Origin of the sequence: Mesorhizobium shangrilense (genome assembly GCF_028826155.1) — a bacterium.
In the GTDB taxonomy this organism is placed as follows: Bacteria; Pseudomonadota; Alphaproteobacteria; order Rhizobiales; family Rhizobiaceae; genus Arvimicrobium; species Arvimicrobium flavum.
Genome location: NZ_JAQGPN010000001.1, coordinates 3,981,920 through 3,999,276, shown reverse-complemented (window position 1 = coordinate 3,999,276; position 17,357 = coordinate 3,981,920). Strand labels below are relative to the sequence as shown.

Below are 17,357 nucleotides of genomic sequence, written 5' to 3'. Positions count from 1 at the left end.
GCCCGCCGCACTAGCGAGTTCAGGCCGCCGCTTCAACGTCCATTTCGGCGGTGATCTTCGACCAGGGCACGCGGATGAGGCGGTTGTCGTCGCGCTCGATTAGCCCGGCATGGATCAACGCGGTCACGTCTGCGTGCACGCCGCGATAATCGCGCCCAAGGGCCTTCGCCAGGGCGCGGATGGATGAGCGGCCGCTTGCCCTCAATGCTCTCAGCAGCTCCCACCGCTTGGGCGTAAGCAGTGCGAACAGCATCTCCGCCTTGGCGAAGCCGAAAGAGGCGGGCTCGACTGTTCGATCGCCAGCATCCAGCTTCTCCGCCATGCGGAGAGTGTCTTTGACGAAACCTTCAAAGGTATCGACGTAAAGCCTTACCTCATTCACTGTCGAGTTCCTTTCTCACATCGGCAAAAAAGTCGGCTAGGAGTTGCTTCATAGAATGAAATCGGTAGGGCTCTTCCCGTTCGCGGTAGTGCCGGTGGTCGCCCTTGCCTGCTTCATTGTCGTAGCCGATAATACGCTCGCCATACCGCCCGAAAAAGAGCGAGTATTTTAGCCCGTGTGGGCGTTCTTCGGTTCTGAGAGGCAACTCCCAGATCGTGACCTGCGCAATGTAACCTCTCCCCAGATCGAACTTCCGTCGCCTGAGGAGCCTTGCGCGTTTTGGCATATGTCCTTCATAACATATGCTCTATGAGGCATCAATCGATGCGCCTGGTCCGTTTGATTTGCCGCTTTCAATCCTGGTGGTGTAAGCAACCCCCATGGCCAAGTTCACGCCAAATCGCCCGGTTCCGGTCAGCGACCTCGTTTCCGATCTCCTCGATCCGGTGCTGCGCAAGCGCGCCGGCATTTCGGTCGGCCTCGTGCAGTCCTGGGAGGAGGTCGTCGGCCCGCGCCTCGCAGTGATCTCCCGGCCGCAGAAGATCCAGTGGCCGAACCGGCACGACGAAGACGCCTTCGAGCCGGCGGTGCTGGTCATTGCCTGCGAGGGCATGGCGGCGCTGCACATACAGCACGAGACCTCCGAGATCATCGGTCGCGTCAACGCCTTCCTCGGCTACAACGCGATCGGCCGCATCAGGATCGTCCAGAAGCCGGTGCGGACGGCAGCCATTCCTCCCCGACCGCGTCTCAAGCCGTTGAGCGAAGCCGAGGCGGCGAAGCTGAGCGGCAAGGTGTCTGCCATCGAAAACGAGGAATTGCGGGCGTCACTGGAGCGGCTCGGCCGCTCCGTTCTTGGGGAAAGGCGTCGCAAGCACTGAAAAATTCCCCGTTTCGTGAACGATTTTCACCATTCGGGTGATTGGATTGGGTGCGCAGATGCCTTAATTCGCGCGACATCTCGCCTTTGTGTGGCTTCCCGTTGCAACATCCAGAAGAATTCAGGTGATTCGATGCTTCGTTCCATATCGCGCCGACAGATGATCGTCTCGCTCGCCGCCGTGTCCTCGGCGGCCGTACTCGCCGGCTGCAGCGACACTGCCGAGCAGCCCAAGGCCGAGACCGCGACGCCGGCCGAAGCGGCTCCGACCTCGACCGCCTCGACTACCCCCGCCAAGGTGGACGCGCCGCCGGCGCAGGGTTCGGCGGACGTCGCCAAGCTCATCGAGCCGGGTTCGCTGCCGGAAATGACGCTGGGCAAGGAAGACGCGCCGGTCACCATCGTCGAATATGCCTCGATGACCTGCCCGCACTGCGCGACGTTCCATGAAAAGACGCTGCCGGAGCTGAAGACGAAGTACATCGACACCGGCAAGGTGAGGCTGATTTTCAGGGAGTTTCCCTTCGACCCACGCGCCGAGGCGGGCTTCATGCTGGCGCGTTGCGCAGGCGACAACTATTTCCCGATGATCGACGTGCTGTTCAAGCAGCAGGGAACTTGGGCCGCCGTCGAAAATGCTCGCGATGCGCTGCTGCAGATCGCCAAGCTTGCCGGTTTTTCACAGCAGAAATTCGAGGAATGCTTGACGGACCAGAAGCTTCTCGACGACATCAGGGCTGTGCGCACGCGGGGTTCGAACGAGTTCAAGGTCGACTCGACGCCGACCTTCTTCATCAACGGGCAGCAATACAAGGGAGCCTTGTCGATTGCGGAGATATCGGCAGTCATCGACAGCATGCTGTGATGCTGCGTTCCTTCTCCCCTTGCGGGAGAAGGCGTCGCCTTCGGCCTTGTGCAGCAGGGCCGGGACCAGGCGATCGATGAAAAACGAGGCGAGATACGAGGCGTTGCGCTCCGGCCGACGCCTCGGAGTCGTCCCGGATTCGGGTCGACGCTTCGCCTGGGACGAGCCAGTCGTCTCGCCCTTGCTTCAGGCATCGCGAGGGGCGAAGGCAAAAGGGCGCCGGGCATGAGATTCTCCCGTCTGCGACTGCTCGGCTTCAAGTCCTTTGTAGAACCCGGCGAGTTCATCATCGAGCGAGGCCTGACGGGCATTGTCGGACCGAACGGGTGCGGCAAGTCGAACCTCGTCGAGGCGCTGCGCTGGGTCATGGGCGAAAGCTCCTACAAGAACATGCGCGCGTCCGGCATGGACGACGTCATCTTCTCGGGTTCCGGCGCGCGCCCGGCGCGCAACACGGCGGAAGTCACGCTTTTCCTGGACAACCAGGACCGCACCGCGCCCTCCGCGTTCAATGACGCCGACGAACTCCAGGTCTCACGCCGCATCGAGCGCGAGGCGGGCTCCACCTACCGCATCAACGGCAAGGAGGCGCGGGCCAAGGACGTGCAACTTCTCTTTGCCGACCAGTCGACCGGCGCGCGCTCTCCGTCGATGGTCGGGCAGGGGCGCATCGGCGAGCTGATCCAGGCGAAGCCTCAGGCCCGCCGCGCGCTGCTCGAGGAAGCAGCCGGCATTTCCGGTCTGCACACGCGCCGCCATGAGGCCGAGCTTAGACTGCGCGGCGCCGAACAGAACCTCGAACGCCTCGACGACGTCGTCGGCGAGCTGCAGCAGCAGATCGACAACCTGCGTCGTCAGGCCCGGCAGGCGTCGCGCTTCAAGAACCTTTCCGCCGATATCCGCAAGGCGGAAGCGACGCTGCTCCACCTGCGCTGGACGCTTGCGAAAGCCCAGGAGGCCGAAGCGCAATCGGCTCTTTCGTCCGCGACCAGTCTGGTCGGAGAGCGGGCGCAGCAACAGATGAACGCCGCAAAGGACCAGGCGGTCGGCGCCCACCATCTGCCGGCTTTGCGCGAGGCCGAGGCGAGTGCGGCCGCAGCCTTGCAGCGCCTCTCGATCGCTAAAGCGCAGATCGAGGATGAGGCAAACCGCATGCGTCAGCGGCAGGCCGAACTCGACCGCCGCCTACAGCAGCTCGAGGCCGATTTCGTCCGCGAGGACCAGATGCTGAAGGACAATGCGGATGTCCTGCAGCGGCTCCTCTCCGAGGAGGCCAGGCTGACCGAAGAGAACGCCGGCGCTGATGGGCGCGCGGCGGCCGCCCGCATTGCGCTGGAGGCGGCGGCAGTGACGCTGGCCGCCAGCGAATCGGCGCTCGCGAAACTCACCTCCGAGCGGGCCGAGGCCGTCGCCCAGCGCGCGCAGCTCGATCGCCAGATGCGCGACACCGCCGAGCGCCGGGACCGCTTCGTGAGGCAGCTCGCCGAGGTCGATCGCGAGGCGGGCGACATCGCCGCGCGCATCGCAGCTCTCGCCGATCCAGCGGAAAAGAAGCTCCTGGTCGATGCCGCCGAACAGGCGCTAGCCGATGCCGAGACAGCGGCGACGGCGGCCGAGAAGGCGGTCGCCGAGGCGCGAGCCCGGGAAACGGCCGCGAGACCGCCCGTGCAGGAGGCCAAGGCCGAACTCGCCGGCATCGAGACCGAGGCCCGGACCTTGGCGAAGCTTCTTTCCGCGACGAGCGCGGACGGCTTCGCTTCCGCGCTGGAAAAAATCTCCGTCGACCGCGGTTTTGAGACCGCTCTGGGCGCCGCGCTCGGCGACGACCTCGAGGTGCCGCTCGACCGCTCCGCGCCTGTCCACTGGGGCGAGAGCGGTGCGGCGACAAACGATCCGGCCCTGCCGGAGGGTGTCCGCAGCCTCGCCAGTGTCGTCCGCGCGCCGGCCGAGCTAGCCCGCCGACTGGCGCAGGTCGGCATCGTCGACGCCGCCGAAGGACCGCGGCTGCAGAAGCTGCTTTCGCCGGGGCAGCGTCTGGTCACGCGCGACGGCGCACTCTGGCGCTGGGATGGCCTGACTGCCAGCGCCGATGCGCCGACGGCGGCCGCGCTTCGCCTGGCGCAGAAAAACAGGCTGGCCGAGCTGGAGGCCGAGGCGGTCGGAGCGGGCAGCCGATTGCGCACGGCCGAGGAGAGTTTTTCGACCGCTGAAGCGGCGGTGCGCGAACGGGTGGAGGCCGAACGCGTTGCGCGCCAGGCCTGGCGCGACGCCCAGCACGCCGTGAGTGCTGCGCGCGACGCGCTTGCCAGGGCCGAGCGCGCCGCTGGCGAATTGGTCAGCCGCCGCGCCGCCCTCGACGAAGCGCGGGCGCGCATCGTGGAGAGCGAGCGCGAGGCCGCCGCCGCCCACGAGGACGCGCAGAAGCAGTTCTCAGCCGCGCCGGATGTCACCGAGTTGCAGGCGCATCTCGAACAACTCGCCGCCGAGGTCGCCCGCGACCGGGCGGCAGTCGCAGACGCGCGCGCCGCCCATGATGGGCTGAAGCGAGACACCGAGGCGCGCGAGCGTCGTCTCAAGCATATTCTGGAGGAACGCGAGACCTGGGTGCGCCGCGCGGAGAATGCGGATCGGCAGATGGCGGCGCTTTCGGAGCGCAAGGCGGAGGCCGAGGCCGAGCGCAAGTCGCTTGAGGACACGCCGGACGAGATCGAAGCACGCCGGCGGGCGCTGCTTTCGCAGCTCGGCCAGGCGGAAAACCTGCGCAAGGAAGCCGCCGACAGGCTGCAGGAGGCGGAGACGCGCCAGTCGGCTCTCGACAAGGCAGCCACCGCGGCGATCCAGGCGCTGTCGGAATCGCGTGAGGGCCGCGCCCGCGCCGAGGAGCGGCTCACCGCCGCCGACGAGCGCCGGCGCGAGGTGGAGGCGCGCATCCAGGAGGCGCTCAACGTGCCGCCACACCTGGTCGTCCGCCACACCGGGCTGGGGCCCGACGATGCGATGCCCGAAGTGGCCGATGTCGAACGTCACCTCGACCGGCTGAAGGTCGAGCGCGAGCGTCTGGGCGCGGTCAACCTGCGCGCCGAAGAGGAGCAGCGCGAACTCTCCGAGCGGCTCGAGACCATCGTTTCGGAGCGCGAGGACGTGATCGAGGCGATCCGAAAACTCAGGCAGGCGATCCAGAGCCTCAACCGCGAGGGCCGCGACCGGCTGCTCGCGGCCTTCGATGTGGTCAACGGCCACTTCCAGCGCCTGTTCACGCATCTGTTCGGAGGCGGCACCGCCGAACTCCAGCTGATCGAGTCCGAGGACCCTCTGGAGGCCGGCCTGGAGATCCTCGCGCGTCCGCCCGGCAAGAAGCCGCAGACCATGACCCTGCTGTCCGGCGGCGAGCAGGCGCTGACGGCCATGGCGTTGATCTTCGCGGTCTTCCTCACCAATCCCGCGCCGATCTGCGTGCTGGACGAGGTCGACGCCCCGCTCGACGACCACAATGTCGAGCGCTTCTGCAACCTGATGGACGAGATGGCGCGCACCACCGAGACGCGCTTCGTCATCATCACCCACAACCCGATCACCATGGCGCGCATGAACCGCCTGTTCGGCGTCACCATGGCCGAACAGGGGGTGAGCCAGCTGGTCTCCGTGGACCTTCAGGCGGCAGAGCAGATGCGCGAGGCGAGCTGAGACCCTCTCACAACACCGGCCCCAGCATGGCGACGGTGTTGTTCCAGAGTTGCCTCGGCGTGCTCCATTGCGCCACCGCGCCGACCTCGATGCGCACCGACTGGCAGATGTAGCTGTGCTGTCTCGCGCGGATTGCGCCGGTGACGCCGGCGTCCATCAGGAGGATACTGTTCTCCGAGTTGAGCTCGAAACTGCGCCGGTCGATGTTCGCGGAGCCGATCAGCGTCACTTCGCCGTCCACCGTCAGCGACTTTGCGTGGAGCAGCCCGGGCTCGAACTCGTGGATTCGCACGCCTGCATCGAGGAGGTCCTTGTAGTAGCTGCGGCTGGCGGCCGCCACGATCCAGGAATCGTTGCGCCGGGGAAAGATGATGCTGGTCGCAACCCCGCGCCGCGCGGCGGCGCACAGCGCCGCCTGGATGGGCTCGTCCGGCACGTAGTAGGGCGTGGTGATGACCAGTTCGCGCTTGGCGGCGTTCATCAGCGACACGAACACCTCGGGCATCGCGGAGTAGCGCACCATGGCGCCTGTCCCTATCACCTGTGCGATGAAGCCGTCGCTCACATGCCTTGCCGGCTCCCAGAGCAAGGGGGCGAGGTCTTCCTTGACATGCGCCATCCAGTCGCCTGCGAACAGGTGCTGGTTCTGTCGCACGACCGGGCCCTCGAAGCGCAGCATGATGTCCACCCAGGGCGCGAAGCGCGCCTTGATCGCGAATGCGGCGTCGGCGCAATTCAGGCTGCCGCAATAGGTCACCCGGTTGTCGATCACCGCGATCTTGCGATGGTTGCGCATGTCGATGCGCCCCCTGAACGGCCGCAGCAGGGGGTTGCCGATGGGCAGGGCGCGCGCCAGGCGGACGCCGGCGTCCCCCATATCCTGCCAGTGAGGGGATCGGATCAGGGCGCGCGAGCCAAGGTCGTCCACCATGACGCGGCAGTCCACGCCGCGCCGGGCGGCGCGCTTGGCCGCCTCGATCATCTTCAAGCCGTTGGTGTCCGTCAGCCAGATGTAGAAGAGCAGGTGCACGTGCTCGGACGCGGCATCGATGTCGGCGACCATGGCGTCGATCGCCGCGTCAGAATCAGGGAGCAGCGTCGCGCTGTTGCCGGCCGTCGGCGCATAGCCGCTGATCGAATGCCCGACCTTGAAGGGGACGACGTAACGCTCCGGGATCGAGGCCTCGCGGATGTCGGCGCCGAGTTCATCGATCGCCGGCAGACGCCCGAGCGCCCGGCGGAACCGCGCGACGCGATGGCGCCCGATGTTGGCCTCGCCAAACAGCAGGTAGGCGACGATGCCGACCAGCGGCGCGACGATGATCACGACCACCCAGGCGAGCCGCGACGCGGGCTCGCGGTGCGGCCGCAACAGGGCACGCACCGTGAAATAGAGTTGCAGGATCAGCAGGGATCCGAATGTCAGCCAGGTGAGATGCGCAGATTGTTCCATGTAGCCCGTTCGCCGGCGCCTAGTGGTGGCGCGGCGAGCAGCATACAATTACACACGGACTGGGTGCAAAGCGTCTTCGCTGCCCGCAAAGGCAATCGCCTTGAAGAGACTAGAGCGGCGTGCATTCAGGCATACCCGGCGGCCTTGAAGTAGTTCTGGCATTCGGTTGATGGGTAGAGGGTGCAGATGTCGCCGATGGCCTGCCAGAGGCGGTCGATGGTTCGGATGGCGCGCGTCCTGAGGTGAGCCTTCAGCTTTGAGAAGGCCATCTCGATGGGGTTGAGATCGGGGCTGTAGGGCGGCAGGAACAGCATCCATGCGCCACGCGCCCGGATGGCGGCCTGCGCCTTTGGGCTCTTGTGGGCGGCGAGGTTGTCGAGGATGACGACGTCGCCTTTGGACAGCGTCGGTGCGAGTTGGGTCTCGACATAGGTTTCGAAGATGCAGCGGTTCATCGGCCTGTCGACGACGAAGGGCGCAGTCAGGCCGAAGCATCTCAGCCCGGCAATGAAGGTCTGGGTCTTCCAGTGCCCGAACGGCGCCTTCGAGCGCAGCCGCTGGCCTTTTGGACATCGGCCGCGCAGGCGCGTCATCTTTGTGGTGGTTCCGGTCTCGTCGATGAACACCAGGCGATGGGGTTCAAGCCGCATCCTCGGCTGGCGGGCGACCCACTCCTGGCGCGCGGCTGCGACGTCGGGCCGGTCCTGCTCGCTGGCCAACAGCGTTTTTTTTGAAGCGGTAGCCGTTGCGGATCAGCCAGCGCGAGATCGAGGACGGCGCGACGACCGTGTCTCGCCCGGCCAGTTCGGAAGCCAGCTCCGGCATGGTGATGTCGTCTTGCTCGGCGATCCGGCGCACCAGGAAATCCCGGTGCGGATCGAGTTTCGAGTAGCGCCAGCCGCCCTCCGGCTTTGCCTTGAGGCTGCCGCTCGCACGATACGCCGCCATCAGCTTGACGACGAACGACACCGAAACGCTGAAATGGGCCGCAGCCGCATGGCACGTCCCGCCGCGCCCCACAAAGCCCGCAACACGCTCACGAAGATCAAGCGAATAGGATCGGGTCATCGCAAATCACCTCCAACCGAAGTGAATCACGAAAACCCAGCTGCTAGAATCTCTTAGATTCAGTCAGAACGCCCGACGCTCTAGCCACCTCTAAACCCTCCCCACAAGGAGGAGGGGTGGCATGTTTGCCACGCCGGCCAACATCAGCGACGTTTCGCGCTGGAGCCGCCGCCGGCCCGCCACTCGGTTCACTCGCCCCAGACGGCCAGTTCGTTGCCCGCGGGGTCCTTGAAATGGAAGCGGCGTCCGCCGGGGAACGAAAAGATCTGCAGGACGATGGTTCCGCCTGCGTTCTCCACCGCTGCCAAAGTCGCCTCCAGATTCTCGGAATAGAGCACTGGCAACGGCTGTTTCGGCCCTTCTGCCGCGTCGGTGTGAAAACCTCCCTCGAGCCCTTCGTCGAAGGCCGAGTAGCTTGGTCCATAGTCGGTGAACGACCAGGAGAAGGCGGCACTGTAGAACGCCTTTACGCTGTCGAGCGTGCCGCCCAGGGCAGGGAGTTCGAGATAGTCGAGCTTGCCGGTCTTCTTCATGTTTCACCTCACGCCGTACAGATCGCTGTTCATGGTATGTTCTATATCGTCGTGATCTCTGGCGCAAGCAGGGGAGGCGAATCTATGGCTAATCGATTCAAACGTTCGCCGGCTCGGAATCCTGTTGCCTTTCGCACTGCAGCAACATAACGCTCGCCCCTATTATTGGCCTTCCAGGAGTGGAAGGCAGGAGACGGGCTGTCGGAGGCGCGGATGACGAAGTGGGTCTACACCTTCGGTGACGGTGCGGCGGAAGGGCGGGCGGGCGACAAGAATCTGCTCGGCGGCAAGGGCGCCAATCTCGCCGAGATGTGCAGCCTGGGGCTGCCGGTCCCGCCCGGATTCACCATCACCACCGAGGCCTGCAACTGGTACTACGCCAACGGTCGCGCCTATCCGGAGACACTGAAGGCGGATGTGACGGCGGCGCTCGACCACATCGCCAAGCTCACCGGCCGCCGCTTCGGGGATCCGGCAAGGCTGCTGCTCGTGTCGGTGCGCTCCGGCGCGCGCGCCTCGATGCCCGGCATGATGGACACGGTTCTCAATCTCGGCCTGAATGACGAGACGGTCGAGGCGCTGGCCGCGGACGCCGGCGATTCGCGTTTTGCCTACGACAGCTACCGCCGCTTCATCACCATGTATTCCGACGTGGTCATGGGTCTCGACCATGAGGTTTTTGAGGAGATCCTGGAAGACCAGAAGGCGCAGCTTGGCCATGAGCTCGACACCGACCTGACCGCGGAAGAGTGGCAGGAAGTCATCGGGCTCTACAAGGCGAAGGTCGAGGAGGAACTGGGCAGACCCTTCCCGCAGGACCCGCAGGAGCAACTCTGGGGCGCCATCGGCGCGGTCTTCTCGAGCTGGATGAACAACCGCGCCATCACCTACCGGCGCCTGCACGACATCCCTGAGAGCTGGGGTACGGCAGTCAATGTCCAGGCCATGGTGTTCGGCAACATGGGCGAAACCTCGGCCACCGGTGTCGCCTTCACCCGCAATCCGTCGACCGGCGAGAAGGCGCTCTATGGCGAATTCCTCGTCAATGCGCAGGGCGAGGACGTGGTGGCCGGCATTCGCACGCCGCAGAACATCACCGAGCGCGCGCGCATCGACGCCGGTTCAGACAAGCCGTCGCTGCAAAAACTGATGCCGGAGGCGTTCCAGGCCTTCGTCGACATCTCGGAGCGCCTGGAAAAGCACTACCGCGACATGCAGGACCTCGAGTTCACGATCGAGCGAGGCAAGCTGTGGATGCTGCAGACGCGTTCCGGCAAGCGCACCGCCAAGGCTGCGCTGAAGATCGCCGTCGAGATGGCCTCCGAGGGATTGATCACCGAGGAGGAGGCCGTCGCGCGCATCGATCCGGCCTCGCTCGACCAGCTGCTGCACCCGACCATCGATCCGAAGGCCGAGCGCAACGTCATCGGCATGGGCCTGCCGGCATCTCCGGGCGCGGCCACCGGCGAGATCGTCTTCTCGTCCGATGCCGCCGAGGAAGCCAGGGCACAGGGCCGCAAGGTCATCCTGGTGCGGGTCGAGACCAGCCCCGAGGACATCCACGGCATGCACGCAGCGGAGGGCATCCTCACCACGCGCGGCGGCATGACCAGCCATGCGGCGGTCGTGGCGCGCGGCATGGGCAAGCCCTGCGTCTCCGGCGCGGGATCGCTGCGTGTCGACATCCGCAATGGCACGCTGCTCGCCATGGGCGTGACGCTGAAGCCTGGCGACGTCATCACCATCGACGGCAGCAACGGCCAGGTGCTGAAGGGCGCCGTGCCGATGCTGCAGCCGGAGCTCTCGGGCGACTTCGCCAAGATCATGGAATGGGCGGACAAGATCCGTCGCATGAAGGTACGCACCAACGCCGAGACGCCTGCGGATGCGCGCATGGCGCGATCCTTCGGCGCGGAGGGCATCGGGCTTTGCCGCACCGAGCACATGTTCTTCGACGACGACCGCATCGTCGCCATGCGCGAGATGATCCTGGCGGACACCGAGGAAGGTCGCCGGGGCGCGCTGGAAAAGCTGCTGCCGATGCAGCGTTCCGACTTCGCCGAGCTGTTCGAGATCATGGCCGGCCTGCCGGTCACCATCCGCCTCCTCGACCCACCGCTGCACGAGTTCCTGCCCAAGACCGAGGAGGAGATCGCCGAGGTCGCCGCGGCTATGAACGTGGCCGACGACAAGCTGCGCCAGCGCACCGAGGCGCTCCACGAGTTCAACCCGATGCTCGGCCATCGCGGCTGCCGACTGGCGGTCACCTATCCGGAGATCGCCGAGATGCAGGCGCGGGCCATCTTCGAGGCGGCCGTCGAGGCCGCGCAGAAGACCGGCAATCCGGTCGTGCCGGAGGTCATGGTGCCGCTGGTCGGGCTCAAGAAGGAACTCGACTTCGTCAAGGCGCGAATCGATGCCGTTGCAGACGAGGTAATGGCCGAGAGCGGCGCCCAGATCGACTATCTGGTCGGCACCATGATCGAGCTGCCGCGCGCTGCGATCCGCGCTCACGTCATCGCGGAATCCGCCGAGTTCTTCTCCTTCGGCACCAACGATCTCACCCAGACCACGTTCGGCATATCGCGCGACGATGCCGCGTCCTTCCTGGAGTCTTACCGTCAGAAGAACGTCATCGAGCAGGATCCGTTCGTATCTCTCGATATCGACGGCGTCGGCGAACTGGTCCGCATGGCGGCCGAGAAGGGCAGGGCCACCCGCGCCGGGATCAAGCTCGGCATATGCGGCGAGCATGGCGGCGACCCGGCTTCCATCCGCTTCTGCGAGGAGGTCGGCCTGGACTACGTATCGTGCTCTCCTTTCCGCGTGCCGATCGCCCGCCTGGCGGCGGCTCAGGCAGCGGTCAGGAAGCGCTAGCCGCCGCTCAGGGCTGGGCCGGCCACGCGCCGACCCTTGGCGCTTATCCCGGAAGGCGTTGCACGCCCAGGGAGCGTCAGGCTGCCATGCTCAGGTCGACCGGCCTTGGTCTTGCCAGAGCTCGAAGACGGCAAGGATCGTGACCGCTGCGCCAAGGGCCATGTGCCAGCCGCGCAACGTGCCGACATAGCCGAGGGCATATGGCGCAACGATCAGCCATACGCCGCAGATGAGCGCCAGCATCTCTTCCCAACGTTGCCGGGAGAACAGTTCCAGCCCTCCCGCGGCGATAATGAGCGCGCCGGTGAGGACCGCGTTGAACACAACCTGGGTGCTGCCTGCCATGCCGCTGAACATCGGCGTAGCGAGGATCCAGGGTGACAGGACGATCAGTGCTCCGAGAGCCATGGCCAGGATATCCTCCCAGCGCCGATGCTCCGCGAGCTTCATTCCATAAGTCGTTGCCATGAGAGTGTCTCCTTAGGCTGCCAGCGCAAGGCGACACCCGACGAGGAAACCGCGCGATCGTGGTCGAACTCCTCGGCGGGTGTTCGTGCGCGCTAAGAATATTATCCCATGGAATCCGCCCCGGTGCAATTTTGTCGAGGCGACCCCGACGCCGGCCGACCCCAGTCAGCCGGCCGCATATTCGGCTGGGGACGCTGCGCTAGTGCCGCGCCTCCGCATGTGCATGATCATGCGCGCAGCATCCGTGTGAGGCGTCGCCGTGAGTGTGCGCGGGGGCGTGCGGCAGCGCGGAGGACTCCAGGCGATACTCCGCCCAGGCCTGCCGCAGGATCTGGTAGGAAGAGGTGAGGAACAGGCCGGCCATGACGGCGGCAACGATCAGGTCCGGCCATCCGGTGGCCGTTCCCCATACGCCAAGTGCGGCTGCCATGACGAACAGATTGCCGATGGCGTCGTTACGCGAGCACAGCCAGACCGAGCGCACATTGGCGTCGCCGTCCTTGTAGCGGACGAGGAGCGCAACGCTGATCAGGTTGGCGGCCAACGCCATGACGCCGATGACGCCCATGGTCTCGGCCTCTGGGACCCCCTGCACGATGACGCGATAGCCGGTCGAGCCGAACACCCACAGGCCCATCAGGAACAGGCTGAGACCCTTTGCGAGCGCAGCGGTGGCGCGCACCTTCAGCGAGGCGCCGATCACGGCGAGCGAGATGCCGTAGGTCAGCGCGTCGGCGAAGAAGTCCATGGCGTCAGCCTGCAGCGCCTGGCTGCGTGCCAGATAGCCGGCGGACATCTCGACGGCGAACATGCCGGCGTTGATTGCGATGACGATCCACAGCCGTCGCTTGAAATCGGCCGACATGCCGTCAAAGGCGTGATTGTGGCCGCAACTGGCGCTCATTCGGAAGTCTCCTTGATTGGTGTCAGGAAGCTTCCTACAATCTCTAGTAACTAGAGGTTCAAGAGGCTTTTTCGATGCTTTCGATCGGCGACATGGCGAGGCGATCCGGGGTGAAGGTCCCGACCATCCGCTACTATGAGCAGATGGGTCTGCTCGACGCGGCAGAACGTTCCGAAGGCAACCAGCGGCGCTACGAGAAGGCCGAACTCGATCGTCTGGTCTTCATCAAGCACGCACGCGACCTCGGATTGACGATCGACGCGATCCGCGATCTGCTCGACCTCAGCGGGCATCCGGACAAACCCTGTGCGAAGGCCGACAGCATCGCCTCCGAACGGCTAGCCCAGGTGCGCGACAAGATCGCACGGCTGCGGCGGCTGGAAGCCGAACTGGAGCGAATCGTGTCCGGTTGCGAAGGGTCTTCGGTGCGCGACTGCTACGTCATCGGCGCGCTCGCTCATCATGAATGGTGCGAGGGTGAGCATTGAGGGTGGCGTGACCTTTCTTGGGGGCGGCCGATTTTCGGATCCTTAGGATTTCGATTGGCTAAAGGCACCAGCGGAGTAGTCAGGTTATACCCAGTTCGCAAAAAGGGTATAACTTGATCTATCAGCCCTGATCCTGTAATTATACCCAAATTGCAGAATGGGTATAACCCAATGTCCAAGCGCCTCGACATCGCCTACACGACCTTAATTGCGGAACTGCTTGAGAGGGCACTGGACGCGCAATTCGACATGGAGTTCGATGAGGCCGGCGCCTTCATCAAGGTCACCGCAAAGGGCAGAGATTATTGGTACTACAAGCCTTCCTTGCGAAACGGGCGAGTGGACAAGCGGCAATATGTCGGACCTGCCGAAGACGAGCAGATCTCCAAGCGCGTCGAGAATTTCAGGACATTGAAAAATAATTTTCAGGCACGCCGAAAGATTGTTTCGACGCTTGTCCGGGAGGCTTGCCTCTTCAGTCCTGAACAGCGGGTCGGCGATCTGGTCGAAGCATTTTGGAAGGCAGGTGTATTTCGGCTGAGGGCTTGCCTCATCGGCACCGTCGCCTATCAGACCTACGGCGCTGTTCTAGGTTACCGCTTGGGCGGGACCGCGATGCAGACGGGCGACATCGACCTTGCGCAGTTTCATTCCATTTCCGTTGCCGTTGAGGACTCCATTCCTCCGGTGCTCGACGTGCTGCAAGCCGTCGATGAGAGTTTCCATGCCGTGCCCGCTCTAAACGATAATCTGGGCGCGACCAGATTCGAGGGGAAGGGCGGATTGCGCGTCGAGTTTTTGACGCCTAACCGCGGCGGCGATGAGTTTGCGGGCAAACCTGCCAGGATGCCGTCTCTCGGTGGCGCTGCGGCGGAACCTCTGCGTTTCCTGGATTTTCTCATCCACGAACCCGTGCGCACGGTCATGCTGCACAAGGGCGGGATACCGGTCCTTGTGCCGGACCCCTGCCGCTATGCAGTTCACAAGCTGATCGTCAGCGCACGGCGCAAACCCGGCAGCGGTAAGGAACTCAAGGATCTTGGCCAGGCCGATGAATTGGTGAAGGCGCTCACTGAAACGGGCCGGCGCGATGATCTATTCGCAGCTTTTGAGGAGGCTCTCGCCCGAGGGCATGCCTGGCGCGAAGCTATTGAAACCTCCCTGACAAGGATGAAGGCGGTCAACCTGTCCATCACGCCGGAAATCTTTGGGGCCACGTGAGATTGCGGCGCTCCGGGCCTCGCAAACTCCTTGCTCCACAGTCCCTTTCACTCAAATATCCCGCGTCCTGCCGCCGGTGGGCGTCGCCTCGATGCGGACCTTGTCGGGATAGAAGGCGGCGAAGTCCTTGATCGCCATCATCTCGTCATAGGGAGCCTGGTAGGCCCACATGACGTCTTCCATCGCCTCACCCGAAGCCGACACGCCCCAATAGGAGGCATCGCCCTTGAACGGGCAGTGCGTCCTGGTCTCGGTTCGATGGAGGAACTCGAAATAGACGTCCTCGAACGGGACATAATAGACCGGTTGGTGCCTGCTCTCCTGCAGCAGGAGAGCGCGATCGGACGAGGCAATGATCGCGTCGCCGAAGCTGACGACGACGACACCGTCGAACGGCTCCACGCTGATCCTGTGCTCGGGATGGTCCCTGAAGCCGGGTGACGGGTTCACTGCGAAGTTCATGGGAACGCCTCCTTTCTGGCCGTGATGTCCCTGCATCTGAATGTGAGGAACGCGGCGGCAGGCGCCACGTTCCTCGGCGGCCTAGAAGCGGAGCGTTCAGGCGGCTTTCGCCACGCCCTCCTTCGCCACCCAGGCTTCCGTGTCGGCCAGCGCCTTCTCAAATCGGTCGAACAACTCGTTGAGCTCGGCTTCCGAGATGATCATCGGCGGGCAGAAGGCGATCGTGTCGCCCAGCGCGCGCAGGATCGCGCCATGGCGCTCGGCGGAGCGGGCGAGTTGCGCGCCGACGCTGGACTTCGGATCGAAGGGCCGCCTGGTCTTCTTGTCGGCGACCAGCTCGACGCCTCCCACCAGCCCGACGAAGCGCGTCTCGCCGACCATCGGATGTTCGGCCACCTTTCTCATGCGCGCTTCGAAGGCGGGCGCGATCTTGCGCACATGGCCGACGATGTCGCGCTTCTGGTAGATCTCGATCGCCTTGACGCCCAGCGCGCAGCCGAGCGGATGGCCGCCATAGGTGAAGCCGTGGCCGAAGCTGCCGAGCGCGGCCGACTGGTCGACGCAGGCCTGGTAGACGTCTTCCGGCACCATCACCGCCCCCAGCGGCGCATAGGCGGAGGTGAGCTGCTTGGCCGTCGAGATCGTCTTCGGCGTCATCCCGAAGGTCTGGCAGCCCCACCAGTTGCCAGTGCGGCCGAAGCCGTTGATGACCTCGTCATCGATCAGCATGATGTCGTGCTCGTCGAGCACCGCCTGGATGGCGGGGAAATAGCCCTTCGGCGGCACGATGACGCCGCCGGCGCCCATCACGGGCTCCGCGATCATGGCCGCAATCGTGTCCGGTCCCTCGCGCTCGATCAGCTCGCGCAACGACTGCGCCAGCCGCGCGACGAACTCGTCCTCGGTCTCGCCGTCCTTGCCGAAGCGGTAGAAATGCGGGCACTCCGCATGCACGACGCGATCCACGGGCAGGTCCCAGCCATTATGGTTGCCGGGCAGGCCGGTCAGCGACGCCGCCATCACCGTCACGCCGTGGTAGGCCTTCATGCGCGAGATGATCTTCTTCTTGTTGGGCTTGCCGCGCGCATTGTTGATGTACCAGGCGAGCTTGACCTGCGTATCGTTGGCCTCCGAGCCGGACGAGGTGAAGAACACCTTGGAGATCGGCACCGGGGCGATCTCCTTCAATTTTTCGGCGAGTTCGATTGCCGGCTCCATGCCCTTGGCGCCGAACAGATGGTAGTAGGGCAGGGTGCGCAACTGCTCCACGGCAGCCTCGACCAGTTCCTCGTCGCCGAAGCCAAGGCCCGCGCACCACAGCCCCGACATGCCTTCGATGTAGCCGCGTCCCTGTGTGTCGTAGACGAACACGCCCTTGCCGCGTTCGATGACGGTCGGCCCGTCCGTGCGCAGCCGGTGCAGGGGGGTGTATGGATGGAGCAGTGCCTCGACGTCGCGCGTCTGAAGGTTGCTCAGGGGTGGTTGCGTGTTCATTCGTTTGATCTCCGCGTCGTGAAGATCAAGCTAGGCCTTCGCAGATGCCAACACAAACGCCTGCGCCGGACGAGCGCGTGGTCCAGGCTGCATGCCTTAAGCGGCGACGTCGAGGACGTCGATCAGCCCGGCAAAGGAGGGCGCGATGGCGGCCAGCGGATCGTCGCTGTCCGCAGCGCGCTCGACGCGCACCCCGTCCGCGCCTTGCGGCAGGATGATGAGCGCATACTCGCGTGTCTCGCCGTGGCCGACGCTGACGGCGGCGACCTTGCGTTTCGCCGGCTCCGCGTCGATCTGCATCTGGAACAGCAGCGTTCCCTTGACGGTTTCCAGCGCCGTGACGATGCAGCCGGCGAAATCGCCGTCGAGCGCTTGTCTGTCGCGCAAGGCGAGTTCGAGCCCCAGCGTATCGAGCTCGTCGCGGTCGCCTGTATCAATGACCTCAGCCGGCGTATCCATGAACTCCTCCTCATGATGCGCCCGCCCCGACCGACTAAAGTGGTAGGCGACCGTGGCGTCTTTGTGACGTCAGATGCTCGAATGGGCTGGACAAGCGCGGCGCCGACCGCACAATCTGC

The 17,357-nt window shown here is 64.8% G+C and carries 16 protein-coding genes; 6 read left to right on the top strand and 10 right to left on the bottom strand.

What is annotated here, in order from left to right; genetic code table 11:
* Positions 1 to 19: 19 nt before the first annotated feature.
* A complete protein-coding gene (locus tag PD284_RS19345; RefSeq protein WP_274629767.1) occupies positions 20 to 382 on the bottom strand; it encodes an HVO_A0114 family putative DNA-binding protein in 363 nt (120 codons plus the stop codon).
* Entirely contained in the window at positions 375 to 668 is a 294-nt protein-coding gene (locus tag PD284_RS19340; protein ID WP_274629766.1) for a toxin-antitoxin system TumE family protein, read from the bottom strand. Before PD284_RS19340 ends, PD284_RS19345 begins: the two co-directional genes overlap by 8 nt.
* 94 nt (positions 669 to 762) lie before the next feature.
* Here PD284_RS19340 and PD284_RS19335 point away from each other — a divergent pair, with 94 nt between their 5' ends.
* From PD284_RS19335 to smc, 3 genes are all read left to right on the top strand, one after another.
* Positions 763 to 1,263, top strand: coding sequence for a DUF721 domain-containing protein (locus PD284_RS19335; protein ID WP_274629765.1), 501 nt, complete (start codon positions 763 to 765; stop codon positions 1,261 to 1,263).
* 132 nt (positions 1,264 to 1,395) lie between these two features.
* Positions 1,396 to 2,127, top strand: coding sequence for a DsbA family protein (locus PD284_RS19330; protein ID WP_274629764.1), 732 nt, complete (start codon positions 1,396 to 1,398; stop codon positions 2,125 to 2,127).
* A 225-nt stretch (positions 2,128 to 2,352) separates the two neighbouring features.
* Positions 2,353 to 5,811: a chromosome segregation protein SMC gene (smc, locus tag PD284_RS19325; RefSeq protein ID WP_274629763.1), complete on the top strand. Its 3,459-nt coding sequence runs from the start codon at positions 2,353 to 2,355 to the stop codon at positions 5,809 to 5,811.
* A gap of 7 nt (positions 5,812 to 5,818) precedes the next feature.
* Here the strand turns inward: smc and cls are convergent, their stop codons facing one another.
* The 3 genes from cls to PD284_RS19310 form a co-directional block, all read right to left on the bottom strand.
* Positions 5,819 to 7,264, bottom strand: coding sequence for a cardiolipin synthase (gene cls, locus PD284_RS19320; protein WP_274629762.1), 1,446 nt, complete (start codon positions 7,262 to 7,264; stop codon positions 5,819 to 5,821).
* Positions 7,265 to 7,389: 125 nt separating this feature from the next.
* Positions 7,390 to 8,332 (bottom strand): IS630 family transposase gene (locus PD284_RS19315; protein ID WP_274627599.1). Its coding sequence is split into 2 segments (ribosomal slippage): positions 7,390 to 7,995 and positions 7,997 to 8,332, totalling 942 coding nucleotides; the frame shifts between segments, so codons are not numbered across the junction.
* A 188-nt stretch (positions 8,333 to 8,520) separates the two neighbouring features.
* Positions 8,521 to 8,865, bottom strand: a complete 345-nt coding sequence (locus tag PD284_RS19310; RefSeq protein ID WP_274629761.1) for a VOC family protein — start codon at positions 8,863 to 8,865, stop codon at positions 8,521 to 8,523.
* Positions 8,866 to 9,078: 213 nt separating this feature from the next.
* Here PD284_RS19310 and ppdK point away from each other — a divergent pair, with 213 nt between their 5' ends.
* Complete coding sequence (ppdK, locus tag PD284_RS19305) at positions 9,079 to 11,742, top strand: pyruvate, phosphate dikinase (protein ID WP_274629760.1); 2,664 nt, start codon at positions 9,079 to 9,081, stop codon at positions 11,740 to 11,742.
* A 90-nt stretch (positions 11,743 to 11,832) separates the two neighbouring features.
* On the opposite strand, the gene PD284_RS19300 is transcribed toward ppdK, so the two are convergent.
* Positions 11,833 to 12,210 (bottom strand): SPW repeat domain-containing protein, encoded by a 378-nt coding sequence (locus PD284_RS19300; protein WP_274629759.1) that lies wholly within the window; start codon positions 12,208 to 12,210, stop codon positions 11,833 to 11,835.
* 199 nt (positions 12,211 to 12,409) lie between these two features.
* On the bottom strand, positions 12,410 to 13,114 hold the full coding sequence (locus tag PD284_RS19295) for a cation efflux transmembrane domain-containing protein (protein WP_274629758.1): 705 nt from the start codon (positions 13,112 to 13,114) through the stop codon (positions 12,410 to 12,412).
* Between the two features lie 74 nt (positions 13,115 to 13,188).
* On the opposite strand from PD284_RS19295, the gene PD284_RS19290 reads away from it, so the two are divergent.
* Together PD284_RS19290 and PD284_RS19285 are read left to right on the top strand one after the other, a co-directional pair.
* Positions 13,189 to 13,602 carry a MerR family transcriptional regulator gene (locus tag PD284_RS19290; RefSeq protein WP_274629757.1) on the top strand — a complete coding sequence of 138 codons (414 nt, stop codon included), beginning with the start codon at positions 13,189 to 13,191 and terminating at the stop codon, positions 13,600 to 13,602.
* A 171-nt stretch (positions 13,603 to 13,773) separates the two neighbouring features.
* Complete coding sequence (locus PD284_RS19285; protein WP_274629756.1) at positions 13,774 to 14,823, top strand: nucleotidyltransferase family protein; 1,050 nt, start codon at positions 13,774 to 13,776, stop codon at positions 14,821 to 14,823.
* A gap of 51 nt (positions 14,824 to 14,874) precedes the next feature.
* On the opposite strand, the gene PD284_RS19280 is transcribed toward PD284_RS19285, so the two are convergent.
* The 3 genes from PD284_RS19280 to PD284_RS19270 form a co-directional block, all read right to left on the bottom strand.
* Positions 14,875 to 15,285, bottom strand: a complete 411-nt coding sequence (locus PD284_RS19280) for a DUF427 domain-containing protein (RefSeq protein ID WP_274629755.1) — start codon at positions 15,283 to 15,285, stop codon at positions 14,875 to 14,877.
* Positions 15,286 to 15,381: 96 nt separating this feature from the next.
* Positions 15,382 to 16,779, bottom strand: coding sequence for an aminotransferase (locus PD284_RS19275; RefSeq protein ID WP_274629754.1), 1,398 nt, complete (start codon positions 16,777 to 16,779; stop codon positions 15,382 to 15,384).
* Positions 16,780 to 16,875: 96 nt separating this feature from the next.
* Complete coding sequence (locus PD284_RS19270; protein WP_274629753.1) at positions 16,876 to 17,238, bottom strand: hypothetical protein; 363 nt, start codon at positions 17,236 to 17,238, stop codon at positions 16,876 to 16,878.
* Positions 17,239 to 17,357: the final 119 nt, after the last annotated feature.

What these genes read in the sequence shown, in the direction of transcription:
- PD284_RS19285 (WP_274629756.1), top strand. Translation starts at nt 13,774, where the DNA reads ATGTCCAAGCGCCTCGACATCGCCTACACGACCTTAATTGCGGAACTG.
- smc (WP_274629763.1), top strand. Translation starts at nt 2,353, where the DNA reads ATGAGATTCTCCCGTCTGCGACTGCTCGGCTTCAAGTCCTTTGTAGAA.
- PD284_RS19275 (WP_274629754.1), bottom strand. Translation starts at nt 16,779, where the DNA reads ATGAACACGCAACCACCCCTGAGCAACCTTCAGACGCGCGACGTCGAG.
- PD284_RS19280 (WP_274629755.1), bottom strand. Translation starts at nt 15,285, where the DNA reads ATGAACTTCGCAGTGAACCCGTCACCCGGCTTCAGGGACCATCCCGAG.
- PD284_RS19335 (WP_274629765.1), top strand. Translation starts at nt 763, where the DNA reads ATGGCCAAGTTCACGCCAAATCGCCCGGTTCCGGTCAGCGACCTCGTT.
- PD284_RS19310 (WP_274629761.1), bottom strand. Translation starts at nt 8,865, where the DNA reads ATGAAGAAGACCGGCAAGCTCGACTATCTCGAACTCCCTGCCCTGGGC.
- ppdK (WP_274629760.1), top strand. Translation starts at nt 9,079, where the DNA reads ATGACGAAGTGGGTCTACACCTTCGGTGACGGTGCGGCGGAAGGGCGG.
- PD284_RS19295 (WP_274629758.1), bottom strand. Translation starts at nt 13,114, where the DNA reads ATGAGCGCCAGTTGCGGCCACAATCACGCCTTTGACGGCATGTCGGCC.
- PD284_RS19330 (WP_274629764.1), top strand. Translation starts at nt 1,396, where the DNA reads ATGCTTCGTTCCATATCGCGCCGACAGATGATCGTCTCGCTCGCCGCC.
- PD284_RS19300 (WP_274629759.1), bottom strand. Translation starts at nt 12,210, where the DNA reads ATGGCAACGACTTATGGAATGAAGCTCGCGGAGCATCGGCGCTGGGAG.
- PD284_RS19340 (WP_274629766.1), bottom strand. Translation starts at nt 668, where the DNA reads ATGCCAAAACGCGCAAGGCTCCTCAGGCGACGGAAGTTCGATCTGGGG.
- PD284_RS19270 (WP_274629753.1), bottom strand. Translation starts at nt 17,238, where the DNA reads ATGGATACGCCGGCTGAGGTCATTGATACAGGCGACCGCGACGAGCTC.
- PD284_RS19290 (WP_274629757.1), top strand. Translation starts at nt 13,189, where the DNA reads ATGCTTTCGATCGGCGACATGGCGAGGCGATCCGGGGTGAAGGTCCCG.
- cls (WP_274629762.1), bottom strand. Translation starts at nt 7,264, where the DNA reads ATGGAACAATCTGCGCATCTCACCTGGCTGACATTCGGATCCCTGCTG.